This window comes from Anaerolineae bacterium (assembly GCA_014360855.1).
GTDB lineage: Bacteria > Chloroflexota > Anaerolineae > JACIWP01 > JACIWP01 > JACIWP01.
In genome coordinates, this window is the sequence record JACIWP010000045.1 from 1 (window position 1) to 14876 (window position 14876).

Consider the following 14876-nt stretch of genomic DNA (forward strand, 5'->3'; position numbering starts at 1 on the left):
GGGCTTCCGCCAGCCAGACGATATCCTCGCGGCCGGCGTCCTGCTCCCTCCAGCCCAGCAGTACCTTTGCCCCGGCCGGCCAGTCAAATCCCTGCACTTGCACCATCTCCCCGGGCTGTATCACCCAGGGCTGGAGGCGGAGCTGACGCATGCCGGCGGCCTCCGATGTGACGGTGGGCCAGGCCGGCGATGGGGTGAAGGTCGAGGTGGGAGGCACCACCGTCCCTGTCCGGGTGGGGATGGGCGTGAGGGTGGGCGCCGGCGTCGGAGTAAACGTTGGCGAGGGCGGCGCCGGCGTGTGCGTGGCCGTGGGCGGGACAGGCGTCGGGGTTGGCGGCGTCACCGCCCCCCATGTGAGACGAACCTTCGCCACGCCGTCGCGCTGATAGTATTCGACGCGCAGTTCGTGCCAGCCCTGCGCCATCCAGCGGTCCACCGCCCATTCGGTATAGGGCTGGTCGCGCCACTGATCGAGCAGGAGCTGGCCATCCACCCAGATACGCAGGCCGTCGTCCGCGCCGGCGGCAAAGCGCGTCCAGCCGCCGGCCCCGAAATCCACCCAGCGCACCCAGCGCACGGAGAAGTTCGTGCGGGGCATGAAGGGCGCCGGCGGCGCCGCCGTCCAGTCGAAATCAATGGTGGGGTCGTTGCGCACCAGCGTCGGCGGGCCGGCCAAAGTCGGGTTGGCGTAATACTCCCCCCGCCATGCCGGGAAAGTCGCCAGGCGTTCCCATGAGAGCCGCACTACCGCCCGGCCGGTCCGCTCGTAATATTCGACCCGCATCTCATGGGAGCCGCCGGCGAGATAGATGTGCCCGCTGACCTCCCGCACCGGGCCGTCCACCCAGGCATTGATGACCAGCTTGCCGTCCACCCATAACCGCACGCCGTCATCCACCAGGGCGCGGAACTGATAGGGGCCTTCTTCCAGCCACAGCTGGCGGGTCCAGCGCACGGAGAAGTTGTCGGCCGGCAGTTCCGGGCGCGGCGATCCCTCGCCCCAGTCGAAATCCACCGCTGGATCGTTGCGCACCACCACGGGGGCGCCGGCCAGGTCCGGGTTGCCGAAATACTCCCCCTTCCAGTCCGGGTACAGCGGGGCCGGCTCCCAGGCCAGCCGGATGAGCGCGACGCCGGCGGACTCGAAATATTCCAGGCGCAAATAGTGATAGCCGGCGGATAGGGAGACACTGCGCTCAAAGGTGCGCGCCGCGCCGACGTACCATTCGTTCACGATAAGCTGGTCGTCGATCCAGAAGCGCACGCCGTCGTCCACGGTGATGCGGAACAGATACGTGCCGGCATCAAAGTACATGGAGCGCGTCCAGCGGGCGGAGAAATAGTCCGCCGGCAGGCCCGGCCAGGGCGCGCCGCCAGCCCAGTTGAAGTCCACATACGGGTCATCGCGCACCAGCGCGGCCGGCTCCGCCAGGTTCACATTGGCGTAATATTCCCCCTTCCAGCCGAAGAAGGCCGTCGGTGTGGGCGGCGGGATGATGGGCGTAGGGGTCGGCGGACGCGGCGTGGGTGTGGGCGGGAGGCGCGTGGGCGTCGCCGTCGGCGGGAAGACAATCGGTGTGGGGGTGGGCGGTAGCGGTGTGAAGGTGGCAGTGGGCGCCGGCGTATAGGACGGCACGGTCGGGCTGGCCGCTATCGTCGGGGGCAGTGTGGGCACCACGGTCGCCGGCGCAGTCCAGATGGGCGCCAGCGTCGGCGTCGCCATGCTCATGGCCGCCTCCACCTGCAGGACGGCGCGGGCTTCCGCGGCCTGGCCTTCTACCTGGGCCAGGATGTCCACGGCGGCCGGCAGGGACCAGGGCAGTGTGGGCGGCAGGGCAAAGCGCAGGCTCCACCGCCCGTTAGCGTCCGCCCGGGCAGTGGTGTACAGCGTCGTGGCGGCCGGCTGTCCCTGGGGCGCCAGCGAGATTTTCACGGTGGCCAGCGCCGGCCAGCCCGAGCCGGACACCTCGACGATATCACCCGGGCGCGCGGAGGCCGGCGCGACCGCTATCTGCGGGCCAAGGGGTGTGGGGGTGACACGCCCGCGCTGAGCCTGTTGGAAGAGGATATACCCGGCCACGCCGGCCAGCACCACCGCAGCCGCCAGCAGGACAACCGCCAGTATTACCAGCCAGGACGGGACACCGCCCCCGGCCGGCGCTTCCTCCTCCGGGTCCATCCTGGGCCGCCAATCCTCCGGTGCTCTCATCTTCTTCTCCCCTTTCTCACAAGGCCGATGCCTATACATTATAGACGCCGGCACTGCGCCGAGCGTTCCGGCGCCCGGCGTACCAGGAGACAGTCACTGCACGCCGCGTATTTGACACTTTGCCGCCGGCGGATATAATTTTTACGTTGTAAATTTTAGTCCTTTCCTCCGTTGAGAAAGGAGCGGCTGTATGCCCAGACCTCCGCGCAGTCCGGAGCAGGTCGCGATGATGCGCCAGAAAATCCTGGACGTGGCCCACTCCCTGGTGCATGAAGGTGGGCCGGAGAGCGTGACGATACGGCGCATCGCCGGCATTCTCGGCGTCTCTCATATGACATTATACAACTATTTCCCCAGCCGGCAGAGCATCCTGGACGCGCTGCGCGAGCGCGAGATGGCGCGCATCATGGAGCGCCGGCAGGAGGCGCTGGAGCGCGCCCGCGCCGGCCAGGCACTGGAAGTCCTGCAGGAGAACCTGAACTGTTATGCCAACATGGCGCGCCGCCAGCCGGCCTTTTACCGCCTGATCCTGACGCCGGCGGCGCATGACGACCCGCGCCGGCAGGAGCTCCAGCGCCGCTTCCAGGAACATGTCTCCCATCTCACGCAGGTCATCCAAATTGGGATGGAGCAGGGGCAGTTCGCCCCCGGGAGTGAACCTGCGCAGGCGGCACTGGTTGTGCTGGCCATGGCCAACGGACCGCTGGCCTATCTGGCCGGCGGGCTGATTTCCGAAGAACAGTTTGCCGCCATCTGGCAGACCACATTACGACTCATCACATTGTACCTCAGAGGTGTAACCGCCGATGAACGCCCTTTGGAAAGTATTGCGCTACCTTAAACCCTACCGCTGGATGGTGGCGGCCGGCATCCTGGCCACCGCGCTCACTGTGCCGCTGGACCTGGCGGTACCGCGGCTGGCCCAGCGCGCCATTGACCAGGGCATCCGCGTGGGGAACACGCAGGTCGTGCTGACCTCCGCCTTGCTGATGGTCGCCTTTGCCGTACTGCGCGTGCTTTTCGCTACCATCACCGGCGTCTTCGCCGCCCGCTCCTCGCAGGGCTTCGGGTATGACCTGCGCCACACGCTGTTTGCGCGCATCCAGACGCTCTCCTATCCCGAACTGGACCATATGCAGACCGGCCAGTTGATGGTGCGCGTCACCAGCGACGTGGAGATGGTGCGCATGCTGGTCTCCATGAGCATGCGCATGCTGACCCGCGCCCCACTGATGGTCATCGGCAGTGTCATCATGATCTACCTGACCAAGCCGAGCCTGGCGTACATCATCCTGGTGATCATGGTGGCAATGCTCGGGTTTATGGCGGTCTTCGCCGGCAAAGTGCGCCCCCTCTTCAAGCGCATCCAGGAGAAACTGGGGGCGTTGAACACCGTGCTCCAGGAGAACCTGGCCGGCGTCAAGGTCGTGCGGGCATTTGTGCGCGCTCATTTCGAGCGCCGGCGCTTCGCGGACCGCAACCAGGACCTCTACCAGCAGGCGGTGCGCGCCGGCCTGATGATATCCATCGCCTTCCCGGTGCTCTTCCTCCTGATGAACGCCGCCTCCCTGCTGGTGCTGTGGCTGGGCGGCAGTGAGGTCATCGCCAACCAGCTCACCGTCGGCGAGCTGGTAGCCTTCAATAATTACGTGCTGAGCACCATGTTCCCCCTGTTGATGCTGAGCATGATGATCGCCTTCATCTCCGGCGCCGCCGCCTCGGCGGAGCGCATCAGCGAGATCCTGGACATCCCCGTGGCAGTGCAGGAGCCGGCCCAACCCAAGCGCCTGCCGGCCATCCAGGGCCGCGTGGCCTTCGAGCACGTCTTCTTCCGCTATAACGGCTCCGGCAGTGAGGATGTGCTTCAGGATATCTCCTTCGTGGCCGAGCCGGGTGAGACGGTGGCGATCGTAGGGGCGACAGGCGCCGGCAAATCTACCCTGATATACCTCATCCCCCGCTTCTACGATGTCACCGCCGGCCGAGTCACGATCGACGGCGTGGATGTGCGCGAAGTGAGCTTTGATGACCTGCGCCGGCAGATCAGCATCGTGCCGCAGGAAATCGTGCTGTTCGAGGGCACCATCCGCGACAATATCGCCTTCGGCCGGCCGGATGTTACGGACGAGGAAATCATTGCCGCCGCCAAAGCCGCCCAGGCGCACGACTTCATCATGGCCATGCCCGACGGCTACAACAGTTGGGTGGAGGCGCGCGGCCGCAACCTTTCCGGCGGACAGCGCCAGCGCATCGCCATCGCCCGCGCCCTGGTCATGAATCCCAGCATCCTCATCCTGGACGACAGCACCAGCAGTGTGGACATGGAGACCGAGTACAAGATCCAGCAGGCGCTGGAAGAGATACGCCGCGGCCGCACCAACTTCATCATCGCCCAGCGCATCAGCTCCATCCTACACGCGGACAAGATCATCGTGCTGGAACGGGGACGGATTGTCGGCATCGGTACCCATCTCTCCCTGCTGGCTACGAACCCGGTGTACCAGGACATCTATTATTCGCAGATGCACGCCGACGCCGAGCAGGCCGAGTTTGAGGTCGCGGCGCCGGCCGCCGGCGATCCACGCGCCGCAGACACTATCGCGAGGAGTTGACACCTATGATACAGCGTGCTCCGCAAGCATTGGCCCAGCGCGGGGGGCCGGGCGGCCCCCGGTCAGGCGGCCCAGGCGGTCCGATGCGCATCGAGAGCGTTAAGGACCTGAAGGGCACCACCCGCCGGCTGATGCGCTATCTGAAACCGCATCTGGCCTCGCTGGTAGGCATCGGCATCCTGCTGGTCATCACCACAGGCTTTAACCTGGTGAACCCGTATCTCTTCGGCTATGCGGTTGACACCGCCATCGCCCGCGGGAGCCTGGCGCAGTTGGCGCGTCTCTCGCTCATCATGTTGGGGGTGTTCCTGACCGGCGGACTGCTGAGCTTTGTCCAGGGGTACTGGCTGACCATCGTCAGCCAGCGCATCCTGCGCGCCATCCGGCAGGATATCTTCGACCATTTACAGGCCCTTTCCCTGCGTTTCTTCGACCAGAACGAGGCCGGCGACCTGATGAGCCGCATCACCAACGACGTGGAAGCCATCAACCGCGGCATCTCGAACGTGCTGTCCCAACTGCTCTCCAACATCCTCACCCTGCTCGGCATCATCATCGCCATGCTGACCCTGAGCGTGCCGCTGACTCTGGTGACCATCCTGGTACTGCCCCTGATGCTGTTCACAGCCGCCTCGCTGGCCCGGCTCTCCCGGCGGGCCTTCCGCGAGACCCAGTGGGCCATTGGCTCGCTGAACGCGGTCAGCGAGGAGACCATCGCCGGCGTGCGCACCATCCAGGCCTTCCGCCGCGAACAGGCGACCATCGAGCGCTTCGACCAAACCAGCGCCCGGGTGCGCAAGGCCGGCACGCTCGCCGAGACCTATATCGCCCTCCTGCCCCCTGCCATCAGCGCCATCAGCACCCTGGCCATCGCGGTGGTAGTCGGCATGGGCGGCTGGCTGGCCATCCGTCAGGTCATCTCCATCGGCGTCATCGTCAGCTTCATCACCTATGCCCGCAGATTCTTTGAGCCGGTGCGCTCCCTCTCGGACCTCTACAATCAGTTTCAGGCGGCCATGGCCGGCGCGGAGCGCATCTTCCAGCTCCTGGACGTGCGCCCGGACATCGTTGACAAGCCGGACGCCATCGAAATGCCCCCCATCCAGGGGCATGTGGTGTTTGACCATGTCTATTTCAGCTATGTGCCGGGTGTGCCGGTGCTGAAGGATATCTGCCTGGAGGCGAAACCGGGCCAGACCATCGCGCTGGTTGGCCCCACCGGCGCCGGCAAGACCACCATCGTCAACCTGCTGGCACGCTTCTATGACGTGGACGCCGGCCGCATCACTATTGACGGCATCGACATCCGCGATGTGACCCAGGACAGCCTGCGCCGGCAGTTGGGCATCGTGCTCCAGGAACCGTTCCTCTTCTCCGGCACCATTATGGAGAACATCCGCTACGGCCGGCTGGATGCCACCGACGAGGAGGTCATCGAGGCCGCCCGGCTGGCCAACGCCGACCAGTTCATCCGCCGCCTGCCGGAAGGCTACCAAACCGATATCTCGGAGCGCGGCAGTAACCTGAGCGAGGGACAGCGCCAGCTCATCGCCATCGCCCGCACCATCCTGGCGAACCCACGCATCCTCATCCTGGACGAGGCCACCAGCAGTGTGGACACCCGCACGGAGATCCATCTGCAGGAAGCCCTGCTGAAGTTGATGGAAGGCCGCACGTCATTTGTCATCGCCCACCGCCTGTCCACCATCCGGCACGCGGACCTGGTGCTGGTGGTGCACGAAGGGCAGATCATCGAGCGGGGCACGCACGAGGAATTACTGCAGCAGCGCGGCTTTTACTATCAACTGTACATGAGCCAGTTCCGCCGGCTGGAGGCCATCGAGCGGCTGGTACTGCCGGCCGGGCAAGGCACGCCCAACGCCGGCCCGGCGCTGGCGCCGTCCGGGGCAGGCTGATATGGCCGAGCCTATCCAAACCCCGGTCACGCAGGCGCTGGAGGCCGCCGGCATCCCATTTGCCGTGCGGCCGCACAGCCGGCCGGTGTTCACCACGGAGGAAGCGGCCGAAGAGCGCGGCGTGCGCGTCTCCCAGATCGTCAAGGTCATGCTGGCGGTGGATAACCAGGGCCGGCTGTTGGCGGTGCTCATCCCTGGCCACCGCCGGCTCGACCTGGTACGTCTGCGCCAAAGCCTCGGCAACCCCTCGGTCCGCCTTCTGCCGGCGGAACAAATCGCCGGCCGCACCGGCCTGACCGTAGGCGCCATCTCGCCGGTGGGCATCCAGCGCTGGGCACAGGTGATGGTGGATGAGGAAATACTGGAGGAAGAGTTCGTGGCCATCAGCGCCGGCGTGCCCGAGGCCGGCCTCCTCCTGCGCACCGAGGACCTCCTGCGTATTGTGCCGGGGACACTGGGGCGGTTCTCCCAGTAGGGTAGGATAATGCCGCTATACATGGGGGCCAGGGGGGTCCTGCGTGCGGGCAACATCGGTAGGGCCTATCCAGCCCCCTAACAATTTCCTCCTCTGCCCGTTCGGGTGTATAATAGATTGCACTTACCGCATATGTCCTGTAGAAGGGAAGCATGGCCCAGCTGTTTGATCCGCGCCGGCATCGCGCCCAGACCGAGCGCCGGCTCATCACCGCCGGCATTCTCATCCTGTTCGTGATCGGCGGCGGGCTGATCTACGCCTTCTACGGCGGCGGGGCCTGGCTCAGCGGGATGCTCTGCATGGGGGCCGGCGTGCTCCTGCTCCTGCTGTTGTGGGGCGTCCTGACCCTGCTGGACAGGCTGAGCAGAGATCATGACGGCGCATAGCAACAAAGTACATGCCGGCGGGCCTGCGCGATGATAGGATACCCCAGCCCCTGCCGGCAATTTCGCCAGAGAGGTAAGCGTATGAAAAAACCACTGCTGGAAATCCAGGACCTGCACGTCTCGGTGGAAGATAGGGAAATCCTCCACGGGGTTGATCTGGTCATCCCGGAAGGGGAGACCCATATCCTCTTCGGCCCCAATGGTTCGGGCAAGACAACCCTGCTGAACACCATCATGGGGCTTTCGGGCTACCGCGTGACGCAGGGCCGCATCCTGTTCGACGGCCAGGACATCACCCATCTGCCGCCCTATGAGCGGGCACGGCTGGGCATCGGCATGGCGTTCCAGCGGCCTCCCACCCTGCACGGTGTGCGCCTGCGGGACATGGTGCGGCTGGCCGCCGGCAACGGCGACAACCTGGACATCGAGGGACTGGCCCGCCGGCTCAACCTGACGGAGCATCTTGATCGCGACGTCAATGCCGGCTTCTCCGGCGGCGAGATCAAGCGCTCCGAACTGCTCCAGCTCAAAGCCCAATCGCCGCGCCTGGTCATGCTGGATGAGCCGGAATCCGGCGTGGACCTGGAAAACATCCAGCTCATCGGCCAGATCATCGCCGAGCTCCTGCAGAAGACCACCCACCACCATTACGAGCGCCGCGTCTCTGGCCTCATCATCACCCATACCGGTTTCATCCTGGACTACATCGAGGCCGACCGCGGGCACGTGCTGTGCAATGGGGTCCTCCAGTGCTCCGGCAACCCGCGGGAAATCCTGCAGAATATCCGCCAGCACGGTTACGAGGAGTGCGTGACATGTCGCGTGTTACAGAGGATATAAAGGAGAAGGCGCGCCGGGCGCTGGAAAAGCCGGCGTCCATCGGGCCGGACGTGGACCTGCGGCGCTACCGCGATGAGGCCGGCGAGCATCCTCCGGTCGAGGACCTGAGCAAACTGCCGGAGCCCCAGCGTCAGCGCATGACCAAGGCCGGCATTGACGTCACGGAGCGCCAGCGCGCCGGCTCTCTCATCGTCATGGATCATTCGGTGGTGCACCGCCGGCAGAACATCCAGGACCTGGAGATCCTGGACATCAAGCAGGCACTGCAGAGCTATCCCGATGTTCGCGACTTCTGGTGGAAAGCGGTGCCGGTGGATGCCGACAAGTTCACCGCCACGGCGGAGCTGGACCTGGACACAGGCTATTTTATCCGGGCGCGCGCCGGCGCCCGCTCGACCTTCCCGCTCCAGGCGTGCCTCTTCATCGGGCAGGACGGCCTGGCCCAGAAGGTGCACAACCTCATCATCGCCGAAGAGGGGGCCGAACTGCACATCATCACAGGCTGTGCGGTGGACCTCAACGTCCGCACCGCCCTGCACGTGGGCATCACGGAGATATACGTCAAGAAAGGCGCCACGGTGACGTTCACCATGATCCACAATTGGGGGGAGAATGTGGAAGTACGGCCCCGCACCAGCATCATGGTGGAGGAAGGGGGCACCTTCATCTCCAATTACGTGCTGATGGAGCCGGTGCAGAGCATCCAGACCTATCCGACGGCCTACCTGGTCGGGAAGGGGGCTGTGGCGCGCTTCAGCAGTGTCATCGTCGGACTGCCCGGGTCACATATTGACGTCGGCTCGCGCGTGGTCCTGCAGGCGCCGGAGACGCGGGCCGAGATTATCTCCCGCTCCATATCCGCCGGCGGCCATATCATCGCCCGCGGCCATCTGCTGGGAGAGGCGCCGCGCGTCAAGGCCCATCTCGAGTGCCGCGGCCTGATGCTCCGCGACGACGGCATCATCTCCGCCATCCCCGAGCTGAGCACCCGCTTCGCCGACGTGGATATGTCCCATGAGGCGGCGGTGGGGCGCATCGCCCAGGAGGAGATCGAGTACCTGATGGCGCGCGGCATCAGCAAAGAGGACGCGGTGGCCATCATCGTGCGGGGGTTCCTGAACGTGAAGATCGAGGGCCTGCCGGCGGAGCTCCAGGCGGACCTGGAGCGCGTCATCCAGACCGCCGACCTGTCCGGCCTGTAACGCTGAGAAAGTCAGGTGACAGTCACCTTGGATGTGACTGTCACCTATAACATAAAATGAGGAGCGATCTATGCACCGGGTCGTGCTGGTGGACTATGATGAGGACCTGTTCAGCCCGCGCGGCGGCGAGGCGGAACTGCTGGCGAGCGCCGGCATCGCCTGGGAAGCCGGCCGCTGGCGCACCGAGGAGGAGGTCGTCGCCCACGCGCAGGACGCCGACGTCGTGATCATCCAATCCCTGCGCAAATTGCTGAACGCCCGCACCATCCCCCAACTGCGCCGCTGTAAGGGCATCATTCGCGCCGGCATCGGCTATGACACGGTGGACGTGGAAACCGCCACCGCGCACGGCATCCTGGTGGCCAATGTGCCGGAGTACTGCCTGGAGGACGTGGCCGAGCATGCCCTGACCTTGCTGTTGGCGGCACTGCGCGGCGTGGTCGGGCAGGACCGCTCCATGCGCCGCGGGGAATGGTCACGTCAGTACGCCCTCCGCACCCGCCGGCTGCGCGGCCTGACCTTGGGGCTGGTCGGTTTCGGCCGCATCGCTCGCGCCCTGGTGGAGAAGTCCGCCGGCTTGGGACTGCGCTATCTCGCCTACGATCCGTACGTCCAGCCCGAGACCGCCGCGGCGTATTCGGTCTCCCTGGTGGACCTGGAGACGCTTCTGCGCCAATCCGACCTGATCTCCATCCATGTGCCGCTGAATGCCGAGACCTGGCATCTCATCGGGGAGCGGGAGCTGGGGATGGTCAAGCCGGGGGCGGTGCTGGTCAACACCAGCCGCGGCCCGGTGGTGGACGAACAGGCGCTGATCCGCGCCCTGCAGGACGGCCGGCTGGGGGCCGCCGGCCTTGACGTCTTTGAGGAAGAGCCACTGCCGGTGGACAGCCCCCTGCGGCAGATGGAAAATGTCGTGCTCACGCCGCACACCGCCGCCTATTCCGAGGACGCGGCGGTGGAGCTGTACCGCCAGGCCTGCCAGGAGGCGATAGACATCATCGCCGGCCGCATCCCCAAGGGCGCGGTGAATGCCCATCTCCTGGGAAAAAGCAGGTGACAGTCACCGCAGAGGTGACTGTCACCTGATGGCTACTTCCACAGCTCGAAACGGCGGGTGCGTACCGCTTCGGTAAGCTGTTGCTGGAACGTCTCGAAGGGGACGCTTCCCAGGTCCTCGCCGCTCCGCAGGCGCACGGCCACCGCGCCGGCCTCCAGCTCGCGATCTCCCACCACCAGCATATAGGGGATCTTCTGCAACTGGGCTTGGCGAATCTTGGCGCTCATGCGCTCGCTGGAATCGTCCACCTGCACGCGCAGGCCGGCCTGGCGCAGTAGCTCTGCCCGGGCATGACAGTAGGCGTTGTGGCGGTCGGCAATCGGGATAAAGATGGCCTGCACCGGGGCGAGCCACGGCGGGAAGGCGCCGGCATAGTGCTCCAGCAGTCCACCGATGAAGCGTTCCATGGAGCCCAACACCGTGCGGTGCAGGATGATGACGCGATGCTCCTTACCGTCCTCGCCGATGTAATTGACATCGAAGCGCTCGGGCAGGTTCAGGTCCAACTGCAGGGTCGGCCCCTGCCATTCCCGTCCCAGCGCGTCCCAGAGCTTGGTATCGATCTTCGGGCCGTAGAAGACGCCGCCGCCCTCGTCCACCTCGTACTCCATGCCGCGCTGTTCCAGCGCGGCGCGCAGTTTCTCCGTGGCGAACTCCCACTGTTCGTCCGTGCCGATGTATTTCTCCGGTCGAGTGGAGAGATAGGCCTTGTAGCGATAACCGAAAGTGGACATCATGAACTCGGTCAGGTCCAGGACCCCGTCGATCTCCTCCTGAAGCTGGTCCGGCCGGCAGAAGATATGGGCATCGTCCTGGGTAAAGCCGCGCACCCGCAGGAGGCCGTGCAGGACACCGGAGCGCTCGAAGCGGTAGACGGTGCCCAGTTCGGCATAACGGATGGGCAGGTCGCGATAGGAGCGCAACTGGCTCTTGAAGATCTTGATATGGCCGGGGCAGTTCATGGGCTTGACGCGATACGGCCGGCCCTCGATCTCCATGGGCGCGTACATCATGTCCGCATAGGCCTCCAGGTGGCCGCTGATTTCATAGATGCGCTCGCTGGCGATATGCGGCGTGTAGACCAGGCTGTAGCCCCGCTTCAGGTGTTCGTTGCGCCAGAAATTCTCGATCTCGTGGCGGATGATGGCGCCATTGGGATGCCAGAGCACCAGCCCTGGGCCGATGTCCAGGTCAATGGAGTAGATGTCCAGTTGTTTGCCCAGCCGGCGGTGGTCGCGCCGCTCAATCTCCTCTAACCGCTGGAGGTAGGCATCCAGCTCTTCCTTCGAGAGCCAGGCGGTGCCGTAAATGCGCTGGAGCTGGGGGTTGCGCTCGTCCCCGCGCCAGTAGGCGCCGGCGGTCTTCAGGAGCTTGAAGCCATCTATGGGGATGTCGCTGGTCTTCTCCACATGTGGCCCTTTGCACAGGTCGGTGAAATTGCGGTGGCGGTAGATGGTGATCTCCTGCGCCGGCGCCTGGATCACCTCGCCGTCCTCGTTCTCGCGGCCGGAGACCAACCCCTCGATCAGCTCCAGCTTATACGGCTGGTCCTTGAAAATCTCCCGCGCCTCCTCCGGCGTGACGACCTTGCGCTCAAAGGGATAGCCTCCCTTGATGATCTCGCGCATGCGCTGTTCGATGATCTCCAGGTCCTCAGGTGTAAGCGGACGCGGCAGGTCGAAATCGTAGTAGAAGCCGTCGGCGATGGCCGGCCCGATGCCGATCTTGGCGCCCGGGAAGAGCTCGAGCACGGCATCGGCCATGACGTGGGCGGCGGAGTGTCGGATGCGGTGCAGTCTCTCGTCCTGATGGTCGTTCATATGATCACCCCCTGTATGCGATGGACGTTCTGCATAAATGTAACGGGCCCTCCACCCCATTGGGGCGAGAGGGCCCGCGGTTCCACCCAATTTCGATGCCGGCAGACAGCCAGCATCCTCATGCGGCCGATAACGGGGCCAGCCGGAACGCCTTACTTGGGCGAGGCCCGTTGGGGCGTCTGCTCGCGGGTGGTTTTCCGCCGGCACTGCCGGAAGGGCTTGCAGTCCAGGGCCCCTCCTCCCTGTGGGCGGTGGGCCGGCGTACTCGTCCCGGTCATCGCGTGTAAAATATACGGCCCGCGGCCGGCGCCACGGGCGCTGTACAAAGGTGGGCGGTATAGGGCTCGAACCTACGACCTCCACGATGTCAACGTGGCGCTCTAGCCTGCTGAGCTAACCGCCCATGCTGGCTATATTATAATCGCGTTTGGGGAAATATGCAAATCGAGATGAAACAGCAGGTCTAACACCCTCCGAAAAGAGGATGTGGAGAAAGTATAGCCGGCACATCTGGGTCAGAAGACCCATCCCCGATCCATTTGCGGGGAGCGTCAAGGGCTTTCAGGCCCATCCCCTCACGGGATCGCGATCCCCCGTTGAGCACTCAGGGCGAGGAGGGATCAAGGGAAACGCAAACTCACCGCTTCCTCAGCGATCCGTGTCGCGGCCTCCTCCAGCGCCCGGCGATAGCGAAAGTCCTGGCGCACGAACAGCGCTGAGATATCATCCTCATAGACCAGTACCCAGCCCGGTTTGCAGCGCAACAGGTTATACGTGGCATCCACTTTGCGCACCAGCGCCATATCGGTCGGATATTGTTCCAGCAAGGTATCCCATTCCCCTAGTCCGGTCATAAAGCGGATGTTCATTTGGTACACTTCTTCCGGGTAGACCGTCTCCCTTCTGCCGTCCATGGACACTTTAACCGCCGGCCCCAGATGCCAGATGGCATATTCCCCCCAATTAAAATGAACCGCCAGGTTCCCCTCGGGAACGTTTTGGCGAATCAGCATCACCGCGCGAATGGGATACGGGTTCTCATCCGCCTGAATCGAGATGAAAGTGATCTTAGGAATGGAGAGCGCCACGCTGGCCACGGCCAAGCCAACGGCTGAGCCGATGACGATGTATTGGAACAGCCGGCTGGTCTGCCCGGGGCGCAGGCTGTGAGCACTGCGCCAACGCGTCCACATGTCGTTCACATGCTCGCCGGCGATAAGCATCGCGGCTCCCGCGAACAGCGGTAGGTGGCGCACAGCGAGGAAGGGCGCCAGGGCCATGATGGCGAAGATGCCCATCTGCGGGACAGATCGGGGCCGCCGGCTGAAATGCAGGCCGGCCAGTGTGACAGCCAGGCAAATCAGATAAGCGACCCCCGGACCAGTGGAGAGGTGCAAGGGCTGCCAGTCCAATATTTCCGGGCGCGGCACCGTGGCGGTGCGGAGCAGAAACGCGAGCAAGCCCGGGCCATACGGCGTGATCCAGGTAGCGGCCAGGCTTCCCAGCAAAGGAATGACCAGATGCAGGCCGGCGCGCAACCGATGCGAGAAAGGGGTCTCCCGCTGTACGCCGATCTGGAACAGTCGGATGACTGCCCATGCGCCGGCAACGCCCAGGCCGGCGAGGATACCGCCGTGGGTGTTGATCCAGAGCCAGAAGATCGGCACCAACCACCAAAGCATCCGGGGGCCTCGCTCTTCTGCCTCTTGCAATACCACGATGGTGAGGATGAAGCAGAGGAGCGTGAAAATCTGGGGGCGCATCTGCATCAGGTGTCCCTGCATGTCGAACATGGCGAGCACGACCAGGCTGGCGGTGATGACAGTCGTGCTACCCCGCCGGCGCAAGTGCCACGCAATCACCGCCAACGTGATGGCGCCAATGGCCAATCGAAGCAGGTTTAACCCGAGCGCTCCGCAACGGCTGTAGGCCCAACCCATGGCCAATTCCGCCAGCACCTCGTGATTGATCCAGGTCACGCCGGCGGTCAGGTACGAGTAAGGGTCGCTCCGGGCAATGCTCCCAGCCCGCAGGGCGTCCAGGCCAAAGCGCACGTGGCCCCACAGATCGGGATCTATCTCGGTCTGGACAAAGCTATAGAGATACGCGGAAGCCACCAATAAGCCAGTAGAGATGCGCCACCATAGGGGTTCCGGAGCGGCCGGCTGGGGCTGTTTCAGATCGGCTGTCCATGCATGCGCCATGATTTCGCCTCTCCTGGGTACTCGATGCTCCTATTTTACGTCTTGATGCCGGGGCCGTCAATGACGATGCCGGCGTACTGCCTGACTCTTACCCACTTTCATAGGCGAGAGACCATCGGTAGGTGAAGAGAGCGCGTCTGATCAGTCGGGGC

11 protein-coding genes and 1 tRNA gene are annotated in these 14876 nt (G+C 64.6%); 8 read left to right on the forward strand and 4 right to left on the reverse strand.

Annotated elements, in window-relative coordinates; translation table 11 throughout:
* Positions 1-2209, reverse strand: a 2209-nt coding sequence (locus H5T60_03905) for a hypothetical protein (protein MBC7241571.1), incomplete at its 3' end; no start/stop codon positions are given.
* 190 nt (positions 2210-2399) lie between these two features.
* Here H5T60_03905 and H5T60_03910 point away from each other — a divergent pair.
* The 8 genes from H5T60_03910 to H5T60_03945 all read left to right on the forward strand — a co-directional run bounded on the left by H5T60_03910 (position 2400) and on the right by H5T60_03945 (position 10700).
* Positions 2400-3050: a TetR/AcrR family transcriptional regulator gene (locus H5T60_03910; protein ID MBC7241572.1), complete on the forward strand. Its 651-nt coding sequence runs from the start codon at positions 2400-2402 to the stop codon at positions 3048-3050.
* Positions 3016-4821 (forward strand): ABC transporter ATP-binding protein, encoded by a 1806-nt coding sequence (locus H5T60_03915; GenBank protein MBC7241573.1) that lies wholly within the window; start codon positions 3016-3018, stop codon positions 4819-4821. Before H5T60_03910 ends, H5T60_03915 begins: the two co-directional genes overlap by 35 nt.
* Positions 4822-4826: 5 nt before the next feature.
* The gene (locus H5T60_03920; GenBank protein ID MBC7241574.1) at positions 4827-6737 is read left to right on the forward strand and encodes an ABC transporter ATP-binding protein; all 1911 of its coding nucleotides are present in this window, start codon (positions 4827-4829) and stop codon (positions 6735-6737) included.
* 1 nt (position 6738) lies between these two features.
* Positions 6739-7212 carry a YbaK/EbsC family protein gene (locus H5T60_03925; protein MBC7241575.1) on the forward strand — a complete coding sequence of 158 codons (474 nt, stop codon included), beginning with the start codon at positions 6739-6741 and terminating at the stop codon, positions 7210-7212.
* Positions 7213-7364: 152 nt separating this feature from the next.
* A complete protein-coding gene (locus H5T60_03930) occupies positions 7365-7598 on the forward strand; it encodes a hypothetical protein (protein ID MBC7241576.1) in 234 nt (77 codons plus the stop codon).
* Positions 7599-7691: 93 nt separating this feature from the next.
* On the forward strand, positions 7692-8438 hold the full coding sequence (locus tag H5T60_03935; GenBank protein MBC7241577.1) for an ABC transporter ATP-binding protein: 747 nt from the start codon (positions 7692-7694) through the stop codon (positions 8436-8438).
* Positions 8414-9640, forward strand: a complete 1227-nt coding sequence (locus H5T60_03940) for a SufD family Fe-S cluster assembly protein (protein MBC7241578.1) — start codon at positions 8414-8416, stop codon at positions 9638-9640. Before H5T60_03935 ends, H5T60_03940 begins: the two co-directional genes overlap by 25 nt.
* Positions 9641-9710: 70 nt before the next feature.
* Positions 9711-10700, forward strand: a complete 990-nt coding sequence (locus tag H5T60_03945; protein MBC7241579.1) for a C-terminal binding protein — start codon at positions 9711-9713, stop codon at positions 10698-10700.
* Positions 10701-10732: 32 nt separating this feature from the next.
* On the opposite strand, the gene H5T60_03950 is transcribed toward H5T60_03945, so the two are convergent.
* The 3 genes from H5T60_03950 to H5T60_03960 all read right to left on the reverse strand — a co-directional run bounded on the left by H5T60_03950 (position 10733) and on the right by H5T60_03960 (position 14724).
* The gene (locus H5T60_03950) at positions 10733-12520 is read right to left on the reverse strand and encodes a threonine--tRNA ligase (GenBank protein MBC7241580.1); all 1788 of its coding nucleotides are present in this window, start codon (positions 12518-12520) and stop codon (positions 10733-10735) included.
* A gap of 329 nt (positions 12521-12849) precedes the next feature.
* Positions 12850-12923: transfer RNA gene (locus H5T60_03955), tRNA-Val, on the reverse strand.
* A 217-nt stretch (positions 12924-13140) separates the two neighbouring features.
* Positions 13141-14724, reverse strand: a complete 1584-nt coding sequence (locus H5T60_03960) for a hypothetical protein (GenBank protein MBC7241581.1) — start codon at positions 14722-14724, stop codon at positions 13141-13143.
* Positions 14725-14876 lie beyond the last annotated feature (152 nt).